The organism is Lentilactobacillus curieae (genome assembly GCF_000785105.2).
In the GTDB taxonomy this organism is placed as follows: domain Bacteria; phylum Bacillota; class Bacilli; order Lactobacillales; family Lactobacillaceae; genus Lentilactobacillus; species Lentilactobacillus curieae.
In genome coordinates this window covers 363,845-389,360 of record NZ_CP018906.1, presented here as the reverse complement: position 1 = coordinate 389,360, position 25,516 = coordinate 363,845, and the positions used below count along the sequence as shown (strand labels likewise).

General features: G+C 44.3%; 13 protein-coding genes and 1 pseudogene. 9 read left to right on the top strand and 5 right to left on the bottom strand.

Going from position 1 to position 25,516, the window contains the following annotated elements; translation table 11 throughout:
* Positions 1-301 precede the first annotated feature (301 nt).
* From PL11_RS02040 to spxB, 3 genes are all read left to right on the top strand, one after another.
* Positions 302-1,573 (top strand): KxYKxGKxW signal peptide domain-containing protein, encoded by a 1,272-nt coding sequence (locus PL11_RS02040; protein ID WP_035165982.1) that lies wholly within the window; start codon positions 302-304, stop codon positions 1,571-1,573.
* Positions 1,574-1,660: 87 nt separating this feature from the next.
* Positions 1,661-11,803, top strand: a complete 10,143-nt coding sequence (locus PL11_RS02035) for a DUF5776 domain-containing protein (protein WP_052127687.1) — start codon at positions 1,661-1,663, stop codon at positions 11,801-11,803.
* A 157-nt stretch (positions 11,804-11,960) separates the two neighbouring features.
* Complete coding sequence (spxB, locus tag PL11_RS02030; protein WP_035165980.1) at positions 11,961-13,724, top strand: pyruvate oxidase; 1,764 nt, start codon at positions 11,961-11,963, stop codon at positions 13,722-13,724.
* A gap of 303 nt (positions 13,725-14,027) precedes the next feature.
* On the opposite strand, the gene PL11_RS02025 is transcribed toward spxB, so the two are convergent.
* Positions 14,028-14,411: a DUF805 domain-containing protein gene (locus tag PL11_RS02025; RefSeq protein ID WP_035165978.1), complete on the bottom strand. Its 384-nt coding sequence runs from the start codon at positions 14,409-14,411 to the stop codon at positions 14,028-14,030.
* A 201-nt stretch (positions 14,412-14,612) separates the two neighbouring features.
* On the opposite strand from PL11_RS02025, the gene PL11_RS10230 reads away from it, so the two are divergent.
* The 6 genes and pseudogenes from PL11_RS10230 to PL11_RS01995 all read left to right on the top strand — a co-directional run bounded on the left by PL11_RS10230 (position 14,613) and on the right by PL11_RS01995 (position 23,299).
* On the top strand, positions 14,613-17,495 hold the full coding sequence (locus PL11_RS10230; RefSeq protein WP_052127685.1) for a DUF5776 domain-containing protein: 2,883 nt from the start codon (positions 14,613-14,615) through the stop codon (positions 17,493-17,495).
* 22 nt (positions 17,496-17,517) lie between these two features.
* On the top strand, positions 17,518-17,703 hold the full coding sequence (locus tag PL11_RS02015; RefSeq protein WP_035165977.1) for a hypothetical protein: 186 nt from the start codon (positions 17,518-17,520) through the stop codon (positions 17,701-17,703).
* 144 nt (positions 17,704-17,847) lie between these two features.
* The gene (locus PL11_RS02010; protein ID WP_052127683.1) at positions 17,848-19,443 is read left to right on the top strand and encodes a S53 family peptidase; all 1,596 of its coding nucleotides are present in this window, start codon (positions 17,848-17,850) and stop codon (positions 19,441-19,443) included.
* A 69-nt stretch (positions 19,444-19,512) separates the two neighbouring features.
* Positions 19,513-19,716, top strand: a complete 204-nt coding sequence (locus tag PL11_RS02005; RefSeq protein WP_078256887.1) for a hypothetical protein — start codon at positions 19,513-19,515, stop codon at positions 19,714-19,716.
* 177 nt (positions 19,717-19,893) lie between these two features.
* A pseudogene (locus PL11_RS02000) lies at positions 19,894-21,891 on the top strand (cation:proton antiporter).
* Positions 21,892-22,363: 472 nt separating this feature from the next.
* Entirely contained in the window at positions 22,364-23,299 is a 936-nt protein-coding gene (locus tag PL11_RS01995; RefSeq protein WP_052127679.1) for an ADP-ribosyltransferase, read from the top strand.
* A 39-nt stretch (positions 23,300-23,338) separates the two neighbouring features.
* On the opposite strand, the gene PL11_RS01990 is transcribed toward PL11_RS01995, so the two are convergent.
* From PL11_RS01990 to PL11_RS01975, 4 genes are all read right to left on the bottom strand, one after another.
* The gene (locus tag PL11_RS01990; RefSeq protein ID WP_052127677.1) at positions 23,339-23,920 is read right to left on the bottom strand and encodes a hypothetical protein; all 582 of its coding nucleotides are present in this window, start codon (positions 23,918-23,920) and stop codon (positions 23,339-23,341) included.
* Positions 23,921-24,061: 141 nt separating this feature from the next.
* Positions 24,062-24,565: a hypothetical protein gene (locus PL11_RS01985; RefSeq protein WP_052127675.1), complete on the bottom strand. Its 504-nt coding sequence runs from the start codon at positions 24,563-24,565 to the stop codon at positions 24,062-24,064.
* A 115-nt stretch (positions 24,566-24,680) separates the two neighbouring features.
* Entirely contained in the window at positions 24,681-25,085 is a 405-nt protein-coding gene (locus PL11_RS01980; protein ID WP_035165975.1) for a hypothetical protein, read from the bottom strand.
* A gap of 67 nt (positions 25,086-25,152) precedes the next feature.
* The gene (locus PL11_RS01975; RefSeq protein ID WP_035165974.1) at positions 25,153-25,464 is read right to left on the bottom strand and encodes a hypothetical protein; all 312 of its coding nucleotides are present in this window, start codon (positions 25,462-25,464) and stop codon (positions 25,153-25,155) included.
* Positions 25,465-25,516 lie beyond the last annotated feature (52 nt).

Genomic DNA, 25,516 nt, shown 5'->3' with positions numbered 1-25,516 from the left:
GTTGGGTAAAAATCAAACGTGCAAAACGCTATTAATTATTTTTAGTTAGTGTATGATAGCCCACATCCTTAGGGATTAAGGGCAGCTGCTTCAAATGAATGCAAGTATTAGTGAACCATATTGACTTAAAGCGTTATGCAATGGACTGCATAAGCTTTTACTTCATTTTCAACAAAGCCATATGGGGTGTGAAATCTGGTCAACACAGCATATTACTAATAAATGCATATTATGAGAAACAGCATTTTTTACATCATGTAATACGGAACACGGGTTCAAAATGTTTAGGGGGGCATATTATATGTCAAAACGAAATAAGGAATTGAAAGACCAAATTTCGAGCGAAAAGCTTCACTACAAGATGTACAAAAGTGGTAAGCAATGGCTCTTTGCGGCGATAACTATCGTTGCGTTTGGTGGAGGAGTTGCTTTAGCTGATAATCAACAAGTTAAAGCTGCGACTCCTGTTTATGGGGAAAGTTCCTCAACAAGTAGTAAGACATCCATACCGGTTGATAGCTCGTCGGCTAACAAGTCGGTTGTCGTTTATAATGGCGGATCAAGCTCTTCGTCTTCTTCAAAGGCAAGTAGCTCTTCGTCATCAACAAGTAAGGCACCAATTGCGGTATACGGACAAGCAACTACTGATTCAAGTAGTTCATCAAGTTCTGTAAATCGTAGTTCTGCAAATTCTTCATCGAACCAGACATCACAAGTGCCCGTATATTCTGGAGACCGTTCATCTTCAACTTCAACATCGAGTTCAGATGACACACCAAGTCAGGCGACGGTTGGTTCAAGCAGCCAAGATTCATCGTCTACTTCGTCTACTTCCAGTAATACGGTTGTAAGTGGAAATGGCTCTACTGAAAAGAGCAGTTCTTCAGTTGACAATGGTGGAGCAGACCAGGCTTCATCAAGTTCAAATAAGGAACAAACTCAGGATAATGATCGTCGGCAAGCAGATAATGACGATCAAGTAACAACAGCTTCAAGTTCAGTAAAAAACAACGATGATAATGAATTCTTGGCTAGAAACGATAATGATGCAAATGCCAATAATTCTAACGAAAATGACAGCAATCCAGACAACGCTGCCAACGACTCACAACTTTCAGCTGCACCTGAAAGTAACGCTTCATTTAATGACCCAGCTCGTGAAGCGATTGCAGCTGCTTCGGGAGCAGTTTCAGCCGCTTCAAGTATTGCAGCAATTAACTCGGACAGCTCTTCTGCACAAGGCCGTCGTGCAATGTTGATGTTTGCAAATGAGTTTGTTCAGACTACAAGTCTAACTAATTCAGATGTTAATGACCAAAATGAAGTTTCAGATGACACTGACGATAATGATTTAGAACTATTGTCGGATGACTCTGAGGACCTCGCTTCAACAGATGAAGTGGCTCCGCAAAGTGCACAAGTAGTTGCGTTCGCAGCAACTAGTGCAGACTTAGAAGATGAGGACGTCGAATTGCTAGCTGATGCATCTGCAGAAGCAGATGTATGGACACAATTCTCAAATACGTTAGCTGATGCTAAGTCAAGAAAGAGTGCTGATTACACCACTCAATAATTTGCTCAATTAGCTGCAGCTATCAACAACGTTTCTGGATTAACTCAAAATTCAAGCAAGTTAGCACTTCAAACCGGAATTTCTAGTTTGAATACTGCTCTTGCCAGTTTGATTCCAGGACTTGGAAACACAGCTGCCGCTACTTTGAGTGATGCAGTCTCTGCTGCTAAAGCAAAATACCCAGACGCTAATAAGGCTCAATACACAACTAACGCCTGGAGTGGTTACACTGCTAGCCTCGGATCAGCAGAAAGTGCATTGGATCAAAATGCTTCTGCAGAACGTATGGGAGCAGCATTAGTTGGTTTGCAAAACTCAATTTCAGACCTTGAAGCTAATAGTTCAACTGCAATCAAGGCAAAAATTGATGCTCAATTAACCACTGCAAATGCAGCAATCAACTCTGCCGGTTCATACACAATTAGCTCAATCGGTACTTTAAAGGCCGTGGTTACTAGTGTGAACTCTTTAGGAGCTGACGCTACTGCTGATCAATTAGTTAATGCCAATGATGATTTAGGTTCTACATTAGCCAATTTGACTTCATCAGCCCCATTATCTAGATTGCAAACTGCTTTGAACAGTGCAAACTCAACCTATAATGCTGGTAACGCCAACGGTGCTTACACTTCAGCAACTTGGAATGCATTTGAAAGTTCAATTATCTACGCACGCGCAGTTATGAACAACGCTGCCGCAACTCCTGACCAAGTAAGTAATGCGGTTGCTGGGTTGCAAAGCAGCTTTAGTGGATTAGTAAGCAAGACCACTGTAGGCAACGAATTACTTGATGCAATTTCGGGTGGTAACGCATTGTTGAATGCTAACAGTGGTGCTGCTTATGATGCATCAACTACTGCTGATCTGAAGAGCGCATTAAGTGCTGCAGCTAAGTACATCAATGCTAGTGGTGCGGTTAACGGTACTGCAACTGCCGATCAGCTTCAGGCTGCAACTAAGGTTATCCAAGCTGCTGCTGACAAACTTAAGTCAAATTTCCAAGTATCAACCGATAGTTTGGATAAGTACTTGAATATTGCGTTAGGTTTGGATAAGTCTAAGTTCACCGCGGACAGTTACGCTAAGTTGTCTGCTGCAATTTCATCAGCTCAGTTTGCTAGATACTATGATTCAAATGCAAGTGCTTTAGCATCTGATGCTGTGGTCCTTCAGCAAGCAATTTGGAATGTTGTGCCTACTGATTCAGCGGCTGCTACTGCGAAGAAAAATTTAATTGCTGCTATCAATAATTCAAAAACTGTTGATAGAGGGAAGTACACTGCAGAGTCATTGAATCAATTGGATAGTGCGGTGAGGGATGCAAGTAATCTTCTTGATTCTGGTTCCGTCGAAACTTCTAAGCTGACATCAACTGCTAACGCGCTTAACTACTATGCAAATAACCTTGTTGGTAATTCGAAAGGGCTTAACCTTAACGTAGTTGCTCCAACTCTGGGCTGGAACAACCTTGATGATTCGGGGACTATGAACTCTATCAATGCTGATACAGGGGTTATTACTTTTGGTGGTACTGCCTCATCAACTAGTCTGCTGAACTTCAACTTTGGTAATACTTTTAATGCAACTTGGACATTACCTGAAGAGCTATCTGGATTTTTCAATTCAACTGATTGGCAGGATTATGTAAAAGTTGCTTACTATGGCGCTGGTGCCGCCGCATTTGCAAGCTATGGAACCGGTACTGAAACAGTTCCTTGGACACTGATTAAGCAAAGACTGAACGTAAATAGTGCGCTTTCAGTTAAGGACGCCTTAGCGAAAGGGGATATTCAAATTTCAGAATCAACTGGTGCTGATGGCCGTCCAGTATTATCTGTTGATATGAAGGCAGTCGGTACAGGTACTGCAAGAATCGCTGTTTGGTTCCAAATTGATTTGAACGCTTGGGCAAAGGCTCATAATAGTGGCTCAGCCAAGAATTATTTAACTCGTCTGACTGATTCCAATGCTAATAATACAATTACGTTTACAGCATCACCTACTGGTCAAGGATTTAACTTGTCCGGTGCGGGCTCCATCTCTGATGGTTCAACCTTTACCAACAAGTGGGGAACTACTTCAAGTAGTAACACTGCTTCCCCAACTGGTAGTACTGATTACTCTGGAAAAGCTACAGATGGTACAGCAACAATCACCAATGCTACGCAGAATGCTGTTCCAGCGTTTAACACTAGCAATGTTTCTAGTGCAATCGTTCAAGGTACTAACACAATCACAGGTAAGGTAACTATCGATCACAGCACTGATTTGGATGGTGATATTTACCAAGTTGTATTCACTAACAAGACAACGGGAGCAACTACCACAGCCCAAATCGCATCAGATGGTAGCTACTCAGCTTCATTCGGTTCCGTAACTGGAACGACTCAAACTGGGGTAACTATTAATACTGGTGACGTAATTACCGCTCAAATTCAACGTGTTAACGGTAAGACTGGTAAGGTTTCTGTTGGTACCGTTGGTTACGCAAGCACTGCTGCTAAAGCCCAAAGTCCATACGTAAACATTAGCTCAGACACTGTGAAGGTCGGTAGCTCGGTAATTAATGGTTCAATTACTGCTATTGTTCCTTCAACAGTTTCATGTGAAGAAGCTAATGCTAGTTCATCAATGAGCCGTCCTGCTGCCGATGACCTCAACGTTTACACTGTTTTGGTTACGGTTTACAACGCTGATGGATCAGTTAACTCACAAACGACTACTCAGGTTAACGCTGATGGTACTTGGTCTGTAAATGTGGCACCAATGACTGCCGGTCAATACGTGGAAGCAAATTCTCACGTTACTTACGGTATCAAGACAAGTAATGGGGATGTGCAACCAACTGGAAGCCAAGTAACCAACTTAGACACTAACGTTACTGGCCCAATTTACGTTCCTGCCGACACTTCAGCCCTTGATAAATTGGTTGAAGATGCAACTAACGCTAACAACAATCAAGCTAAGTATCCTAATGCAACTGCAGATCAGTGGACTAAATTAGGAACTGCTTTGGATAATGCTAAGAAGGTTCAAGCTGACAAGTCAGCTACTCAAGTGACTGTTAACGATGCCGTTTCAACTTTGAATAAGGCGTTGACTGGAATTACTTTGAGTAAGGCTGCATTGCAAGCTGCCATTAGTGCATCTCCAGCAGCTGCCGATGCTTCTAAATACACGGCAGATACTTGGAGCGGCCTTCAATCTGCATTAACTCAAGCACAAATTGTCAATGCTAATAACTCAGCATCAGCTGAAGAAATCAACGACGCAACTAACAAACTGTTAGATGCCCAAAGTAAGCTAGTTTCAATTGATAATACTCAAGCATTGAATTCGGCTGCTGCTAGTGCTGGATCTTCACTTAACCAAGCTAAGGAATATAACAACAACGCTATATCTGCTACTAACCAAGCAACTTCATCATTGGAAAAGGCTAAGTCAGCATCTGCAGGTTCTGATTTAATTGAAACTGCTAAAGCTGCTGCCGTTGCTTCTGAACAAGCTAAACAAGCTGCTGATAATGCTACTAAAGCATCTGCTGCCGCAAGTGCCGCAAGCGATGCAGCAAAGGCCGCTACTGAATTAGCTAGCCAGGTTGATACAAGTGGCGCTGCTGCTTTAGCTCAAAGTGCCCAAGCATCTGCTGCCGCTGCCGCAAGTGCCGCCGCTAGTGCTGCTACTCAAGCTGAAAAAGCCGCTGCTGCCGCTAGCGAGGCCCAAAAAGTTTACGATGATGCAAAGGCTAAGAATAGTTCTGACGCTGCTGAAGCGGAAAAGGCAGCAAAAGAAGCTGCCAGTGAAGCTGCCAGTGCCGCCGCTAGTGCCGCTGCTGAAAAGGCAGCTCAAAGTGCCGCTGAATCAGCTGCAGCAGCCAGTGAAGCTGCATCAATTGCCGCTTCAGCTAGTGCTTCTGCTCAAGCCTCAGCAGCTGCCGAAAGTGCTGCTACCTCAGCTGCCGAAAGTGCAGGTAAATCAGCTGCTGCATCTGCTGCAATCGCCGCCAGCGAAGCTGCAAAAGCTGCTTCTGAGAGTGCCGCAACTAGTGCTTCAGCTGCCGTAGATGCCGCTGTTAAATCAGCTGCCGAATCAGCAAGTGCTGCTGCCTCATCAGCTGCTAAGTCAGCTGCCGATTCTGCCGCAATCGTTGCTAGTGAAGCAACTAAGTCAGCTGCTGCAGAAGGAACTGCCGCTGCTGAAGCTGCCGCTAAGAGTGCTGCTGATAGTGCAAGTGCTGCCGCTGAAACAGCTGCAACATCTGCTGCAAATAGTGCTAGTGCTGCAGTTGAAGCCGCAAAACAAAGTGCTGCTGAATCTGCTTCGAATGCTGCTAGTGATGCAGCTGAAAAGGCAGCTCAAAGTGCTGCTACTAGTGCGAGTGCTGCCGTAGTTGCTGCTCAAGAAAGTGCCGCTGCTAGTGCTAGTGCTTCTGCTTCAGCCGCTGCCTCATCAGCTGCAAAGTCGGCAGCTGATAGCGCATCTGCTGCTAACTCCGCAGCCGTTGACTCCGCGAACGCAAGTGCTGCTGCTAGTGCCAGTGCAGCGATCGATGCTGCAACTAAGTCAGCTGCCGAATCTGCTTCAGCCAGTGCCTCAACTGCTGCAAGTGCTGCCGTTGAATCTGCCGCAACTAGTGCAAGTGCATCGGCATCAGTTGCTGCCAGTGAAGCTACCCAAAGTGCAGCTGACTCCGCAAGTGCTGCTGCTAGTGCTGCTGTAGACTCTGCAAACGCTAGTGCCGAAGCTGTTGCTAAGAGTGCTGCCGAATCAGCTGCTGCAGAAGGAACCTCAGCTGCTGCCAGTGCTGCTCAAAGTGCTGCTAACTCAGCATCCGCAGCCGCATCTGCCGCTGCTGAAAGTGCTGCAAATTCAGCATCAGTTGCTGCCAGTGAAGCTGCTCAAAGTGCTGCTGACTCAGCATCCGCTGCCGCATCAGCTGCTGTTGATTCTGCCAATACAAGTGCTGCTGCCAGTGCTAGTGCCGCCGTTTCTGCTGCTGTCGATAGTGCTGCAACTAGTGCCAGTGCCTCAGCATCCGCAGCCGCAAGTGCCGCTGAAAATAGTGCTGCAACAAGTGCGAGTGCTGCCGTATCAGCAGCCGTTGACTCTGCTGCAGCTAGTGCCAGTGCATCAGCATCAACTGCTGCTAGTGAAGCAGCTAAATCAGCTGCCGATAGTGCCAGTGCTGCAACTTCTGCTGCTACTGAAAGTGCAAATGCCAGTGCCGCAGCATCAGCATCAGCCGCTGTTGACTCTGCTGCTAAGAGTGCCGCAAACAGTGCATCTGCTGCAATTAGTGACGCAGTTACAAGTGCTGCTAACTCAGCAAGTGCCGCTGCCAGTGCTGCCGTTGAATCTGCTGCAAATTCAGCATCAACTGCTGCCAGTGAAGCTGCCAAATCAGCTGCCGATAGTGCCAGTGCTGCAACAAGTGCAGCAGTTGCTGAAGCCAATAGTAGTGCTGCTCAGAGTGCATCTGTAGCTGCTAGTGAGGCTACTCAATCAGCTGCCGATAGTGCTAGTGCTGCAACTTCAGCTGCAGTTGAAAGTGCCGCAAACAGTGCATCAGCTGCTGTTGAATTAGCTGCAAACTCCGCTGCTGCAAGTGCCAGTGTCGCTGCCAGCGCTGCTGTTGAATCAGCTGCAAACTCTGCTAGTGCCGCAGCCAGTGAAGCAGCTCAATCAGCTGCTGAATCTGCCAGTGCTGCAAATAGTGTTGCTGCAAGTGAAGCTGCTAAATCAGCTGCCGAAAGTGCATCTGTAGCTGCTAGTGAAGCTGTTAAATCAGCTAATGAAAGTGCTGCAGCTTCAGCCTCAGCCGCCGCAAGTGCTGCAGTTGAAAGTGCCGCAAACAGTGCATCAGCTGCTGTTGAATCAGCTGCAAACTCTGCTGCTGCAAGTGCCAGTGTCGCTGCCAGTGCTGCAGTTGAAAGTGCCGCAAATAGTGCATCTGCTGCAAACAGTATTGCCGCTAGTGAAGCAGCCAAATCTGCTGCTGACAGTGCATCTGCTGCTGCAAGTCAGGCTGCCGAAAGTGCCGCAAACTCAGCATCTGTAGCTGCAAGCGAAGCTGCTAAATCTGCTGCTGACTCAGCTGCCGTTGTCGTAAGTGAAGCAGCCAAATCCGCTGCTGAAAGTGCAGCTGCTCAAGGATCTTCAGCCGCAGAGTCAGCCGCTAAGAGTGCTGCTGAAAGTGCTAGTGCCGCAACTTCAGCTGCTGTTGAATCAGCTGCAAACAGTGCTGCTGAGAGTGCTAGTGCCGCAACATCTGCTGCTGTAGAATCTGCCGCAAATAGTGCGTCAGCCTCAGCATCAACAGCTGCAAGTCAAGCCGCAGAAAGTGCCGCAAATAGTGCTTCTGTTGCTACTAGCGAAGCAACTAAATCAGCCGCAGAAAGTGCTGCAAATTCAGCATCTGCTGCAGTTGAAAGTGCTTCTGCTAGTGCTAGTGCCTCTGCATCAGTTGCTGCAAGCGAAGCAACTAAATCAGCTGCTGACTCAGCTTCTGCTGCTGCCAGCGCTGCTGTAGAGTCTGCCGCCAATAGTGCCTCTGCTGCCGCAAGTGCTGCTGTAGAATCTGCCGCAAATAGTGCCTCTGCTGCTAACTCTAGTGCTGTAGAATCAGCTGCAACTAGTGCTGCAAACAGTGCCTCTGCTGCAATTAGTGAGGCAGCTGAAAGTGCCGCAAACTCAGCTTCAGCAGCCACAAGTTCCGCTGCTGAAAGTGCTGCAAATTCAGCCTCTGCTGCCGCAAGTGCCGCTGTAGAATCTGCCGCCAATAGTGCCTCAACTGCCGCAAGTGAAGCCGCTAAGAGTGCTGCTGACTCAGCCTCTGCAGCCGCAAGTTCTGCTGCTAAGAGTGCTGCTGATAGTGCGTCTGCTGCTGCAAGCTCAGCTGCTCAATCCGCTGCAAATAGTGCGTCTGCTGCAATTGCTGGAACTACTGGTAATAGTGCCGCTGATAGTGCTGCCAGAAGTGCTGCTGATAGTGCGTCTGCTGCTGCAAGTTCAGCCGCACAATCTGCTGCTGATAGTGCTAGTGCCGCTGCTAAATCTGCAGCCGACAGTGCATCTGCCGCAATCAACGATGCTAACAATTCTGCTTCAGCTGCCCAATCTGTAGCTGATAGTGCGGCTCAAGCTGCCAGTGACGCTCAATCTGCTGCTGATAGTGCTGCTAAGGCTGCAAGTGATGCTGCTGATAGTGCCTCAGCTGCCGCAAGTGAAGCCGCTAAGAACCCTAATGACAGCGCAGCTCAATCTGCTGCGTCTGCCGCAAGTGAAGCTGCAAAGAGTGCCGCTGATTCAGCTAGTGCAGCTCAATCTGTAGCTGATCAAGCAAGTTCAGCTGCTAAGGAAGCTCAAGATAAAGCAGATTCAGCTTCAGCTGCTGCAAGCGATGCTGCCAAAGCCGCTGATGAAGCTGCTAAGTCAGCTGCCGATAGTGCAAGTGCTGCTGCCAAGAAGGCTGCTGATGATGCCGCAAGTTCAGCATCTGCTGCAGTTCAAGAAGCACTTAAGAAGGCTAAGGAAGAGGCTTCTGCTGCCGCTCAAAAGGCAATTGATGATGCAGTTGCCTCAGCCGTAGCATCCGCAACTGCTTCTGCAAGTTCAAGTGCTGCTGCCAGTGCTAGTGCTGCAATTCAATCAGCTGCTAACATTGCTTCTGCCTCAGCATCAACTGCTGCCAGTGAAGCCGTACAAAGTGCTGCTAACTCTGCAAGTGTTGCCGCAAGCGAAGCCGCTAAGAGTGCTGCTGACAGTGCAGATGTGGTTGCTAAGAGTGCTGCCGATAGTGCATCCGCTGCAGCAACTTCCGCTGCCAGTGAAGCCGCTAAGAGTGCTGCCGATAGTGCTGCAAATGCTGCAAAAGCTGCCAGCGAAAGTGCTGCCAATAGTGCTTCGGCAGCCGTAAATGAAGCTGCCAAGAGCGCTGCTGCCAGTGCTAGTGCCGCTGTTTCAGCCGCAATTAAGAGTGCCGCTGATAGTGCTAGTGCAGCAATTGCTGCCGCAACTGGTAACAAAGAAGCCGATAGTGCTGCACAATCGGCTGCTAATTCAGCCTCAGCTGCTGCAAGTTCAGCTGCTAAGAGTGCTGCTGACAGTGCAAGTGCTGCTGCCAAGAGTGCTGCTGAAAGTGCATCAGCATCAGCATCAACTGCTGCCAGCGAAGCTTTACAAAGTGCTGCTAACTCTGCAAGTGTTGCCGCAAGCGAAGCTGCTAAGAGTGCTGCTGACAGTGCTCAGGTAATTGCTGATAGTGCGTCAGCTGCCGCAACGTCGGCTGCTAAGAGCGCCGCTGAAAGTGCTGCTAATGAAGCAAAGGCTGCTAGTGAAAGTGCCGCCAACAGTGCCTCAGCTGCTGTAAGTGAAGCTGCTAAGAGTGCAGCTGACAGTGCAAGTGCTGCTCAATCAGTTGCTGATTCCGCAAGCTCCGCTGCCAAGGACGCTCAAGAAAAAGCTGATTCTGCTGCAAGTGCTGCTAACTCAGCCGCAAGTGCTGCAAATGAAGCCGCTAAGAGTGCTGCCGATAGTGCTGCCAAAGCTGCCAGCGAAGCAACTAAGTCGGCTGCCGATTCAGCTTCAGCTGCCACTAGTGAAGCCCAATCATCAGCTGCTAAGGCTGCAAGCGAAGCCGCTCAAAAAGCAATTGATGATGCAGTTGCTTCAGCCGTTGCATCCGCAACTTCTGCAGCTAATTCTGCTGCCTCTGCTAGTGCATCAGCTGCAATTAAATCCGCGGCTGATAGCGCTGCTGCCTCAGCATCAACTGCTGCCAGCGAAGCCGTACAAAAGGCTGCTGACGCTGCAAGTGCTGCTGCAAGCTCCGCCGCTAAGAGTGCCGCTGATAGTGCCAATTCTGTTGCTAAGAGTGCCGCTGAAAGTGCTGCTGCCGTAGCCAACTCAGCTGCAGATGCTATTGCCTCTGCTAATAGTGCTGCCGCTTCGGCTGCTGCATCTGCTAAAGCAGCCAGTGAAAGTGCTGCTAAGAGTGCTTCAGCCGCTGTGAGCGAAGCAACTAAGAGTGCCGCTGATAGTGCTGCTAAGGCTGCTAATGATGCAGCCAAATCAGCTGCCGATTCTGCTTCAGCTGCTACTAGTGAAGCTCAATCATCAGCTGCCAAGGCTGCTAGCGATGCTGCTCAGAAGAAGATTGATGATGCCATTAAATCCGCTGCTGATAGTGCATCTGCTGCTGTTAAGAGTGCTGCTGATAGCGCAAGTGCCGCTGCCAAGTCAGCCGCTGATAGTGCCGCTGATAGTGCCAGTGCCGCTGTTAAATCAGCAGTCGCAAGTGCTAGCGCCGCGGTTTCTGCCGCAAGATCAGCTGCTGCTCAAAGTGCAGCTAGTGAAGCAGCTAGAAACTCTGCTGGCCAATCAGCCGCTCAGTCTGCTAGTGTTGCTGCCAGCGCTAGTGCAGCAGTTAGTGCAGCTGTCAGTGCCGCATTAGCTTCCGCTGCTAAGAGTGCCAGTGCCGCAATTAGCTCAGGCAACATTTCTGCCGCAGCTAGCGAATCCGCTGCCGCCAATGCCAAGAAGAAGGCGGATAGATACTACAGGGCTACTGCTGGTAAGACGATCTTAACAAGCAAGGGCTTGTACCGTTACAGTGGTAAAGCCTTCGGTAACTCAGTTCGTGTTGGTTATGTCAAACCAGGTACTGTTCTTAAGGTTGTAAGCATTGTAACTAACGGTGGTACAACTAGATTTATCTTAAATGATGGTACGTATGTAACTGGTCTTAAGGACTTTAGTAAGTTCATTAGTACCAACTCAAGATACTACAGTGAATTTGGTAAGAGTGGCTACGTTGTAGCTGGTAGAGGAATCTTTGCTTACTCAGGAAAGACATTCTCTAACAGTAAGAGAATTGCTTACGTCAAACCAGGTACTAAGTTGAATGTCAAACGTGTTGTTAAGTCAGGTTCAACAACAAGACTACAACTCGCTGATGGAACATACGTAACTGGATTGAAGTCAGCAATTAAGGTCGGAAAACCTAGTGGTCAATATCACACTAAGTCAACCGGCAAGGTTAAGGTAACAAACCCTAAGGGCGTGTACTTGTACAATGGTGCTAAGTTCAGCGCCAGCCAAAAGAAGTTTATCGTCAAGAAGGGTATGACAGTTAAAGTTAAGTCAGTGGTTATGAGTGGATCTACTTACAGATTTAAGCTAGCCGATGGTCTTTACATGACTGCCAACAAGAAGTTTGTTGATACAATTTAAGCTTCAAAACTTAAAGAAACTCGCAATTATGCGGGTTTCTTTTTTTGGCTAAATTCACTTACTATTTAATAGTGCATTTTCCTTGATACTTTAAAAGTTACAGGTTATGATTCAGTCATACAAATAAAAGATAACGTTTTCAAGGGGGATATTTACTATGGCAAACACAATTGATTCAGGCGTAGCAATGATTAAGACTTTAGAAAGCTGGGGCGTTGATCATATTTATGGTCTTCCTGGAGGAAGTATTAACAACGTGATGTATGCGTTGCGTGAAGAACAATCAAAGGGCAACATTAAATACATTCATGTCCGCCACGAAGAAGTTGGTGGTTTGGCTGCAGTAGATGATGGGCGAGTAACTGGAAAAATCGGGGTAGCATTTGGTTCAGCAGGTCCTGGTGCTACTCACTTGTTCCAAGGTGCATACGATGCAATGATGGATCGCGTTCCAACTTTATTCTTAGTTGGCCAGGTTCCTCATAACTTTATGAATGCGGATTTCTTCCAAGAACAAGATGAATCACAATTATTCAGCGACGCTGCTGTTTACAACCGTACCGTAACCACTGCAGAAAGTTTGCCAAAGGTCGTTGATGAGGCGATTCGCCAAGCTTATGCAAAACATGGTCCAGCAGTAGTGGTAATTCCAAATGATTTAGCGCATGAACAAATTCCAGCAGATGGTTACTACTCATCAGCTGCTAACTTTGAAAAGGCTGAAGCTCCAGAACCTAAGGGTGAAAAGGTTGAAGAAGCCTTGAAGCTAATCAAGGAAGCTAAGAAACCAGTCATTTACATGGGCCAAGGGGTTCGTGGCGCTGCTGACGATATGATGGAACTTTCACGTAAATTACAAATGCCAATTATTTACGCGGCATTAGCTAAGGATGTTATTCCATACGAATTTCCAGCTCTATTAGGATCAGGAATGCGGGTTGCTTCTAAGCCAGCTAACGAAGCTCTGAAAGAAACTGATTTGATGCTATTTGTCGGATCAAACTTCCCATTCTCAGAAATTCTTTTCAATCCAAATGCTAAGTTCATTCAAATTGATAGTAACCCTGCAATGCTTGGTAAGCGTCATAAGACTGATGTTTCAATGTACGCAGATGCTAAGAAGGCACTTAAGAAGTTCCTAGAAATGTCAGAACAATTGCCAGAATCACCTTGGTACCAAGCAAATATTGATAACGCAAATAACTGGCGTGAATACAACGAACACATGATGAACAAGACTGATGGTGATTTGAGATTCGAACCTGTATTTAAGGAAATCAACAGAATTGCCAAGGATGACGCACTCTTCTCAATCGATGTTGGTGATGTTACCCAAAATGCCGTTCGTTTAATTAAAAACTCTGGTAAGGAACGTTGGTTCACTTCAGGTTTATTCGCCACAATGGGTGCTGGCCTTCCAGGTGCATTAGCTGCAAAGCTAAGCCATCCGGATAAACAAGTATTCAGTCTGGCTGGTGATGGTGCTCAAACAATGGTCATGCAAGATTTAATCACTGAGAAACTTTACAATTTACCAATCATCAACGTGGTCTTCAAGAACTACGAACTTGGATTCATCGTGGATGAACAAGAAGATGAGGGCGAAGAACGTTTCGGAGTTTCACTTGGTGGGATTGATTTTGCTCAAGTTGCTGAAGCTCAAGGGGTTCATGGAATTCACGTTACTAAGGTAGAAGAATTGCCTAAGGCATTCGACGAAGCCTTGGAAATGACTGAACATCAAAATGAACCAGTATTGATCGACGTGCAGATTACTGGCGAACGTCCAATTCCAGTTGAAAAGCTTGAATTAGATCCTGCAGAAAACTCACCAGAAGCAATTGCACAGTTTAAGAAGCGCTACTATGCTGAAGATTTGAAACCATTTAGTGAATTCTTGGCTAATCATGGTGTAAAATAGTACTCAGCTATTAATGAAACTTCCAAAAGTCGAGGCGAAGGCCTCGGCTTTTTATTTTGGGATGTTTCTATATGTAGATACGTAAAAAAGGGAGTGAGACAGAAAGCATATTAAGATGCTTTCGTCGTCCCACCCCCGCAAAACCAACAGTAACTGAGAGTCATGAGCAATGGCTCTCAGTCCTGATGGTTACTGCGTGTAGCAACTATCTGAATGGAAGGAAAAATGCCGTTATAATTTCAAAAAGTGAAATTATAACAGCATTTTTTTCGTTGAGCCTTGTTTTGTCCTAACCTCTTTAAATTAAACTTCACTTTGATTATCTGGCCATCTATTGTCATCTTTCGATGGCATTACTAGTAAAATGAATAGCCATATCCAACCGATCAATGGAATCATGTATAACAAAATCCACCAGTTGCTGTGACCCGAATCATGTAGTCGGCGAGCACGAATCGTAAATTCGGCAATCCACACTAAAAGCAAAAATATTGAAAAAACTAAAGAATAATTATGTTCTGTGAACGCCTGGGTTGTTTCCGTTCCAACGTACTTGTAATCACCAGTGACCAAACTGACCAGTCCAACAACAATAGCGTTAATAATTATGGAAATCCAGTATTGTTTCCGAGTAGCTTTGGCATTGAATACGAACATTTTTGTCCAGAATTCTTTGTATGCTTGCATATATAAACCCCCCTTTACCTTGCATGACTTTATTATACAATCAATTAGAAAAAATCAATGTTATATGCTCACAAGAAAATATACAATCTCACGATATTGCACACTTGGGGAAGATAATGGCTAGAAAGTAGGTTGCTTTTGAGTACAATGGGGGTGAAGGTATTGTTACATATCTTGATTCTTAAAAGGTAAGGCGATTTTATGAAAAGATGGATTAAACAGATTGCTCCAGCACTGATGATAATCCTGGGAGTACTTTTAGCAATTAGCTGTTCAGCTAAAGCTGATGACCAAGTGAAAATGGACTATACTGGGTCGTCAGAGGTGAATAGCGCGAAATCGATGCCATTTACCTTCACGATTCCACAAGGTCTGGCAAAGACTGATTCCCAAATAATTTTGCATATTGATAAGGATGCAGTGGAGCCAGGGACAGACAGTATTAAATTCACAGATACCGATACTAATGTGGTTAGCATGGACCCCATTGATGATAATGGCAACGTTGTGATTACACTTGGAAAAGGCGTCGAGTCTCTGATAGAATATCCGTTGAAAGTTTCACTGCTGATTAAGCCTTCAAGTCAGGTTGGCCTAGATAAAGGTAAGCCATATAAAGCTAACGTTACCGCAAAGTTCGTTTCGAAAGATGGTAATGCTATAGCTTTGAATTCTGGTAATCCGTTCACAATTAACATCAATAACTATGCTGGTGGTGACAGTGGAGACGCCAACTTTTCTGTGGTTAATTTTGGAATGGATAGAAATAACCCATTGAAGTTCCCAGATGATTTTAAAGATAGTGCAGGGAATAAGTACATTCCCAATTATTATGCTCAAAACGGTGATCAGTACCAGTTTGACTATACGGGAAACTATATGACGGGATACACCCAGGTTCAGTTCCCTAAATTAGCTGCCGGGGAAAGTTTGAACGATGTTAAGTTGAATGTTGATACGTCACGGTCAATTTATCCGAAAAGCATTAAGTTATTTGATTATACCAATACGGCTGTACCTACAGATTATTATAAGGTTGTTACTACCGATACAGGATTTACAATTGATTTCAGCGGCTGGCCAAAGGATAAACCAATTAATGGTTTATCGGCAATATATGCAGTCAAGACACAGTCAGCAAATGATAAGGTTAAAGTTACGTCCAGTGCCACAATTACCACTTCTTTAGACAGAACCCTTAAGCAAGATGGAAACAGCGCAGCTTTCGCATTTATAAATAACTCTAATGGAGAATTTATTCCCTCACTAGTATTAAAGCCAGATGGTTATACAATCTCGCAGGGACAAAATTATGTCCCAAATTGGAGCGACTTTGTAATCAAAGCATTTGATCCAGATCACCCGAAGCACTTTAATCCTGATGAAGGTACGTACAATATAACGATTGACGGTGATAGCTCCTCTGGTAATAAAACCACATATACGGATGGTACAAACACGATAACGGTTAACGGTGATATAAGTAAGCCGGGAAAATACCCTGTTGATATTGTATTTACAAATAATAAAACAAATATTAGTTCCCGTGTCTATACTTCAACACTCACAGTGGTCCCTAAAAAAGTTAACGATGTTAAGGTTACCTTGATTCCTTATGATGAAGCAACGAATGAGCCTATTACAGGAGCTAGTGTTACTAAAGTTGGCCAACCTGGAAATGAAATTGCAATACCAGAGATTGATGGTTGGACATTTGATACAAAAAACTCAAAGAATCCTAGCAACCCGTTTGTGATACCTGATAAAGATGCTAAGATACCTGTTTACTATAAAAAGAATCAACCAACTAGCGTTTCAGCTATCTTGATTCCTTGTGACAAAACTACTGGAAAAAAGATTCCTAATGTTGAGAGTACTTCGATTACAGCTGTTCCTGGATCAAAGATTGAAGTACCGACGCTTGCTGGTTGGACTCCTGTAAATGCTGTCCCAAGTACCATGCCGGCCAATGGTGGAGACATTAAAGTATACTATCAGCCTAATCTTCCAGATCAACCTAACAACGTTACTGTCACCATCATTCCTTGCGATCGGGCAACCAACAAGCCAATTCCAAACGTCAGTCCTATCAAGATGAATGCAGAACCTGGTGAAAAGGTAGCAATGCCAGAGATTACAGGCTACAATCCTGAATCAACCAGCCCAATCACTATTCCTGCTGGTGGAGGAACTATCAAAGAGTACTACACGAAGAAGAGTAGTACCAATGGTGGTGGGACTACCCCCACAAATGGTGGATCCACTCCAACGACAAATAATTCGAGCACTTCACCAACAGCTAATAACGGTTCTTCAAGTTCGCAGTCAACTTCAAGTACATCAACGCAACCAGTTAGTCCACAACCAAGTAATCCCCAAGCTTCTGGAAGTTTAGTTGCTACAAAGGGAGAAGCTGTTTATTCCCTCAAGCCAATCTACCTATATGAAAGCAAAAACTTTAACTCTCACGAGCGGCTGGCTAAATATACCAAAAAGCCAAGGGTAAATCGGCCAATGTTTGTGGTAATCAGATATGCAAGGGATGCCAATGGTCGGCTAAGATATTTTGTCAGGGATGTCAATCATCTCAGCAAAACAGATGGCAAAACAGGGTACATTACCGCAAATACAAGTTATGTTCGGCCAGTTTACTATCGGTCACTGCATAAAGTTATTACAGTGATTAATCCTAATGGAGTAAATTCATACCGAACTAAAAAATTAACGGGGTTTGTTAAACATTATCGTCAAGGTACTATTTTAAAGGTAAGCCGGATTGTCACTCACAATCTTACGACAAGGTATGTGTTGACTAATGGTAAAATCGTCACAGCTAATAGAAAACTGGTTAAGTCTGGAAAGACAAGTTTTCCAAAGAATATAACTGTTAAAAAGGGTATCAAGTTATATTCAACTCTAAACTCGAAGAGCAGTAAGCAACACATCAAGGCGGGGAAGAAGTTACAAGTTAAAAAGGTTGTTTACACTGTTCCAAGTAGTGTGACTCAATCCGGAACAAAGCGGTATCAAGTTGCTGGTGGGTACGTGACTGCTAATAGTAAATACGTTAAAATTACTAAATAACTATCAATAAGGAACAACTTTCATGACAAAACAAAAACTACAACTCATCGCCCTCATTCTCATCGGCGTTTCCATTCTTCTCAAGATTCTTGGTGGCTTGAATTTTCTAGCCCCAGTCGCTGGAATCGTCAACTTTATTGCTTTGATTACCGCACTAGTCGCAGTGGTTTTGGCATTCTGGTTGATAACAAGAAACGCAAAACATTAGTTTAGGATTGCAAGTCAATGCAAATTGGCTTGCGATTTTTTTATCCCTAAAACCGTTCATAAAACCACTGATTTTTTGTAAGTCCTGTTATAATTCCAACAAGTAAAAAATTATAGTTAATTTTTTCTAGGGGGATTTCTACAAATGAAAAAACTAGGAATTATTTTAGGAGTAATGGCTTTTAGTGGGATTGTTGGTTCGCAGGTAGTGGCGAACGCTGCCAAGAAGAACGACAAGTCGACGTTCATGATTTCGCTTAATCCAAAGAATAAAGCTGCTCTTGAAGACTTTGTTTACGATACAGTCGACCCAGCCTCTCCTAGCTACCATCAGTACCTGACACCAAGCCAATTCGCCACCCGGTTTGGTCAGTCAGATAGTGTCATCAATGAGTTTAAGAGTCACTTTAAAAAGTACAAGGTCACAGTTAAACCAAATGCTGGGAACCTGAGCTTGAAGGTTTCTGGATCATACAACAATGTGGTTAAAGCCTTGAAGGCAAAACCAACTAATCAAAATAGCGCAAAATATTATACTATGTACACCTTACCCAAGACACTTCAAGATAAGACCCAAGCAATTATTGGTTTCGGGGTGGAAAATAACTACCAGAAAAAAGCCGCTAAAAAACAAGCAAAGACCAAGTTTGCGTCAGACATTCAGGTCAAGGCTGATACGCCTAACCTCAAGCTCTCTAAGGCTGATTTCTCTGATAAGTACGCTGCTAAAAAATTCACATCTCGATACGGCGTTGACAAACTTTATAGCCAAGGCCTAACGGGCAAGGGGCAAAGTGTTGGGCTAATTACCCTTAGTGATTTTCATACTCAGGACATCAAAACCTATTTAAATAAAATGGGTGGGAACACTGATACAAACAGAATTAAACGCTACTACACTTCAAGCTCTGCAAAGTACGTTTCTGGAAAGATTACCAAGCCATTCAAAAAGGTCAACGAAGCCTACATGGCCCAAGTTGAAGCCACTCTGGATGTTCAGCAGGCTGCCTCAGTAGCACCAAATTCACGAATCAACGTTTATATCGGTACTGGCAACGGTAACCAAACTCAAAGCGACTACGATTACTACAATGCGTTTGTTCAGGCAATTTCTGCTAACCGTGATAAAACACTATCGACAAGCTTTAACGTATTTAATGAGGTAGCCGATAAAACGTACGGACTGACTGAAAATGCCAAACAGTACAACGATGCTCTGAACCTTGCTTTCCAACAAGCGGCAGCTCAGGGAATTACTATGTTTAATGCTGCGGGGGATAATGGTGCTCGCGATAAATCTAACCCAAAGCTGAATCTGTCAATCAGCATGTCACCTTACTTAGTTGAAGTTGGCGGAACGACATTGCCATTTACCAAGAAAATTGATGGTAGAACGGTGACAGTTAAACAAGAACAGGGTTGGGGCAATATCAAACAAATTGCTAAGGCAGATGTTAAGGAACAATCATTTTCAGCCGGTGGCGGCGGTTTCTCACAGCTCAATGCACTGCCACGATACCAACAAGGAGTCTCTGGGGTTGGCACCTTCCGAGCAGTTGATTACATTAAGTACGACAAGCAAGGTAAGGGAATCATCAATCCAAGCCCTCGAGTAATTTACGGTACTTCTCGCGGCCGCAACGTTCCTGATGTTTCTGCAAACTCTGATCCAATGACTGGATATGCAATGTACGTTACCAACGGAACCCCAGGCCAGAAGGGGGTTAAAGCTGGTAAGTAGACGATCAATGGTGGAACTAGCTTTGCGACTCCTCAACTTGCGGCGGCAAACGCTGTGATGAATGAGGGGATGAACGGTAGCTCAATTGGTTTCTGGGGACCACAAATTTACAAGTTTGCTCAGCAACCACTTTCACCATTTACACCACTTGATAGCACCAGCAACAATAACCTTTACTATACCGGCCAACCTGGTAAACTTTACAATCAAGCTACTGGATTAGGAACTGTTGACTTCAATCAATTGTTCAGTGATTTTAAGGCTGGCAAATAAAAATATTTAGGCTCAAATTGTTTCAGCTGATATTTAGCCGAAATGGTTTGAGCCTTTTTGTTTGTCTACCCATACAATCGAAATGTAACAGTCTTAACGGGAAAACTAGTATAATGATTTTTAGTAAGTAACCTGATAATTTAGGCATACTCATAAGTTTATATAGGGGGTTCAATCATGGATCAAGTCCTCTTGATTGTAATCATTTTGGCGGGGGTCGTTGCGGCAAACATTCTCGCTAACCACATTAATTTTATTCCGTTGCCATTTTTCCTAATCGGAATCGGAATTCTATTATCAATTTTGCCGGTATATCGAGGCTTTGTTCTCGATCCATCGACGTTTGCTTTAGCCATTATTTCGCCGTTGCTGTACAACGAAGCGCAGAACAGTTCGCGATTGTGGATTGGCCGTTCAATCGTAAACATCTTGTCGCTGGCGGTAGGATTAGTGTTAGTTACGGTTTTGATTGTTGGAACCGGACTGCATTTCCTATACCCAATCTTGCCACTGAGCCTGAGCTTTGCCTTGATGGCTGTGGTAACACCAACTGATGCGGCAGCGGTAAACTCGATTTTTGAGGCCAACCCAATTGCCAAGGAACAGATGGGGATTTTGCAAAATGAATCATTGTTTAACGATGCTGCTGGTATCGTGCTGTTTGAGGTTGCTTTAGGAGCTTACCTTTCTGGTTCATTTTCGTTTAATCACACAATTCTAGTGTTCCTGTGGGAATTTTTGGGTGGTCTGTTGTTCGGTGCCGCTTTAGGAATTGCCATCGTGAGTGTGCGGCTCTTCCTGATTCGTTATCACGACGATACGCCAATCATCATGGTGACCATCCAGATTTTGACACCATTTCTGGTTTACCTATTGGCGGATAAATTCGAGATGTCAGGTATCTTAGCCGTTGTTGCCGCAGGGCTAGCTCAAGGATCTGAGCGTGGTAAACTTCGGTTGACGTCTTCACGGATGCAGATCGTTACCAGCAACGTTTGGGAAGTTGTTTCTGGCTCGCTATCTGGAATTGTGTTCGTCTTGTTAGGACTGTCGTTACCGGTTGTTATCTGGGCAATGCACTCATCGACCAATCCGGATTTTGCCATTTGAAAACTAGTATTAATTGGAACACTACTGTACTTTGCCCAACTGGTTGTCAGGTTATTGTGGAGCCATTTCTTAGTCAGAACTAATGCCAATAAGGAACGTTCTTGGCGAGATAGTTTGATCATGGCATTAAGCGGGGCTCACGGAACCATTACCTTGTCATTGGCATTCTCAATGCCGTTGGTAATTAAGGGGCAAACATTTGCCTACAGAAGCCCACTGATTTTTATCGCAGCAGTGATTATCATTGTCAGTCTGGTAATGCCAACTGTTTTGATTCCAGCGATTTTACCAACTAAATCTCCCAATCAGCCTCGTTACAAGTGGGTTAAGCGGATGATTCAAGCGGCCATTAGTGACTTGGTTAAGGAAAAGGAATATCCTGCTGAAGCCCAAATCGTTATTGATTCGCTTCAGCAACAATTGGTTCTTGATGGGACGCCAAACCACCGAATTCAAAGACAAATCATGAAGGAAGCTCAGGCGGTTGAAAAGGCTGCTATCAAACAGCTCCACACTGAAGGCAAAATCACCGATGATGAGCTTCAATACTACTTTGAATTTATCGAACTAAACAACTTCTCGGCGGATGACAAGGTCTGGAAGAACGTTTGGTTACGGATTCGCTTTGGGTTGCACATTGGTAAGATTTATAAGGATCTTCACCGAGCTCAAGAAGCGTTCTTAACGGCTCCGGTTGCCCTAGAAGAAGTTTACTGGCGTCAACAGTTTGAAAACCATGGCGAAGATATTTTGCCGATTGAACAAGCTGGATTCGATGCCGTTATGGAATTCTTGAAGTCCCATGAAAGTGAACACGGGATGGAAGTAAACTTTGTCCGTCGGTTCTACCGAACCCGTCACAGAAGGGTTCATAGTCGAGACGTTGACCCCGATAAGGTTTATGAACTGTTCATGCAAGCGTTCCACTCTGAGTACGAGTTGATTCAAGAAGCACTGTCCAGTAAGAAAATTAATTCGGATTTGGCTGAGCGGTTGCAGCAAAGAATCTCCTTTGATGAAATTACGTACATTCAGAATTCTGAGTTGTTTAAAGAGCAGATATAAAAATCAATTGATTGAAATGAGCTATGATGTTGAAGGCATTATAGCTTTTTTTGTGTTTTGGATTAGTCAACATGGGACTGGCTGGCCTCATGGACAGTAAGCATCAGGAGTGAATCCCGCTATTCGCACTAAATTCAACACAGTCTCAGTCGCGACTAACCGCCACTATTCGTGCCGATTAGTATGCGTCATCGTTGTGGGGGAACTGCGACGGAATCATAGATTCCTGCACTATCTCCACACAGTCTCTGTCACGACTGACCGTCGCTATTCGCAACGCTCAGTATGTGTCATCGTTGTGGGGGTGAGACGACGAAAGCATCTGCGTAATCACTCCACACAGTCTCAGTCGCGACTAACCGCCACTATTCGTGTCGATTAGTATGCGTCTTCGTTGTGGGGGAACTGCGACGGAATCATAGATTCCTGCAGTTCTCCCTGTTATACTATCCCCATAAGGAAGTGACCTCTGATGAAAACCAAAGTTGGAATCTTAATCGCTACATTCACGCTCTGTTTGCCCCTGATGGCCGACACGAGCCTAGCCGCCAAAACTAAACCGAAAAAACTGCCCACCCAAACTTACGTAACTTCAAAGTACCACGACGAAACGCCTAACCAATTCGTTCTGAAGTATGCAACTACTGCGTATAGTTTGGCTGGTGGCGAACCCAGTTTTACCCAACGAACCGTGGTTCCCAAGAACAGTAGAATTACCGTTCTGCAAAAGAGTGGCAAGGGGGCAATAATTTCCGCTCAGGGATTCAGTAGCCTCATGTACGTTAAAAACATCAGCGGTCTCACATACTCGACTAAAACATATAAGGTCAGCAAGACTGCCCTGGCAAAATTAAACAAGCAGACAAAAGCGTGGGCTAAGCAATTATCAAAAGCTGAACGGAAGTCTATCGACTACTATAGTGGCACGGGTTATACAAAACTGAACAATTATTTGCGGTACGGTGACGGTAACAAAACCGTGGCTAAGAACGCCAATTTACTAACCTCCGCACTTCAGCAATATAACCTCAAGACACCGATGACCGTTTACCGAGGTGTTTCCACATCTGGTTTACGTAAGTCATTAAACGGGGAGAAGCTGCGGGTTGGGGCACTTTATGATGACCCCGGATTTTCATCCACCAGCATTTCTCGTTACACCGCTTTAGGTTTTGGAAGTAAATTGCTACTAAAAATTCAACTACCGAAAGGTAACACCGGAGCTTACATTGATCCAGTCTCTTACAACGTTGGTGAAAAGGAATTCCTGATCAATCCGGGAGCCAACATGATTGTTACGAAGGTCCAGACGGTCACGTATACAGTTAAAGAAAAAACCAAGGGTCATCAAGCGAAGACTAGTTTGAAGGATAAATATAAGTTGATTTCGGTAAGCATGCAAAGATAAAAAAGGACCATTTCACATAGTGAAATGGTCCTTTTACTATTAATCGTCATTGTCGGTATCAACGACATCTTCTTCTACCCAGTACTTCTTAGCACTGTTACTTGCAGAGAAGCGGATGCGGTAATATTCTTCGCTATCGTATCCATTATCGTCATTATCATTGTCATCGTAATCATCATCGTCGTCATGATCATCACGGTCACGAGTTAGGACAATTGCCTTTTTATCGACATAAACGCGTTTTCCTTCGTGAGCATCAACTGAGTTCCAGCTAGCTGTCTTAGTTCTTCGAGAAAGGGGAACTGATTGGTAAAGTCTTGAATCGTCAACGTCATCAAGTTGGGCTTGGAATTTTACCGTTCTGTATCTTACCTTAGCCTTTGAACTAGAATTTGAACTAGTAGCTGATGTGTTGCTATCGTTGTCGTCTTGATCGTCATTATCGTCATCATCTTTCACAGCTGATGACTGACTATCACTAGACTTGTTAGAAGTATCGGATTGTTTTTCAACCTTGTTATCACTGGAACTACTGCTGGTCTTTTCACTATTTGAACTACAGCCAGCTAGTCCAATTCCAATAAGTAACAATAAGGTCAGTAATGTGGCCTTTAATTTCATCGGGATTCCTCCGGTTCTTTATATGTACTATAATGTTATCAGAATTTGAATTATCAAACAACAATGTAATACATAAATAACCCCGTAAACATTTTTTAAATTATGATTACGGGGTTGTCGATTTAATTTAGAAATTTCTGATTAGTCATCGTCATCCACCACATCTTCTTCCACCCAGTACTTAGTTGCCTTGTTGCTGGCTGAAAAACGGATGCGGTAGTATTCTTCACTATCGTAGTCGTCATCATCGTCGTCGCGGTCGCGAGTATAAACTGTTGCTTTTTTGTCTACATAGATTCGTTTGCCTTCATAAGCCTTAACTTTCTTCCAGCTATATGTTTTATTCTTGCGAGTCCCTGGAACATACTTGTAGAGTTTTGAGTCATCAAGGTCATCAAGTTGCGCACGGAACTTTACTGTTTTGTACTTTACTTTAGCCTTCGAACTTGAGAGAGCCATTGTTTGATTATGATCGTCATGAGCAACTGGTTGATCTTCGGTCGAAATTTTAGCCTTATCATTCACTTTGGCGTGGTTTTCGACTTTATTATCTTGATTAGTGGACTTCTCAGCGTGAGAGCTACATCCAGCTAATCCAATCCCAACAAACAACATTAAGGTCAGTAATATGGCCTTTAATTTCATCGGTATCCCTCCGGTTATTTATTTGCCCCGTAAGGGTACCAAAATTGAAGAGTGGGGGACAATTTTAAACTCCACAAAAAAACACCGTTTCATCTCTGAGACGGCGTCACAATTGTTATTTAATCTTGTAAGTTCTTGTCAATGTCGTGTAGTACACTACCTTATCTTTAGAGGTGTGTGGCATTACAAACTTGAACTTATTCTTATTGATTTTAGTTAAAGTGCAGTATACGTACTTTAAATTTTTTGTCTTACTATAGTTAGACTTGATTGTGTACTTATTCCCCGATTTTGTGTACAGTGGCTTATTGGTTTCGTATACATACTTGCCATCGATGTCATAGACACCCTTGTTATTAAACGCCCAGTATTCTTTAACACCGGCAACCTTCCAAACACCAGACTTCAAGATACTTGGCACCCCCTTGTGCCAGGTAGCCGCATTGGCCGATGTTGGACTCGCAAACATGACTCCAAAAGTGCTGAGAGCCAAGGCCCCCAATAAAATATGCTTTTTCATAATAATAATTCCCCTAGATTATACTTGTTACAAATTAAGCATAACATAATAACGCTTACAAGGTGCATTAACCACCAAAAATTATTGGAGCTCCCGTTAGATTTAGTACATATAAAAAGATTACTGGAATATTTAAAATTAATGAGGCCATGATGATCGAGTATCTCAGCGTGGGGACATCATTTTTATATCCCGGAACCTTCACGTCGATGTTTTTCTTGCCCTTATACGTGATTGCAAATAATAGTAAAATCACCGCAAAAATAATCTGTAAAATCGTCCCCAGCCAGTAAGCCACACCGGTGTGTGGACCAACAGTTAGCTGGAAAAAGTAGTTGCCGACGGATAAGATATCTAAAATAATTGCAAGTAGAACCATTGGCGGGTTCCTCCAATCCTTTGTTTAACCTGATTCTACCATAGTTCCTACC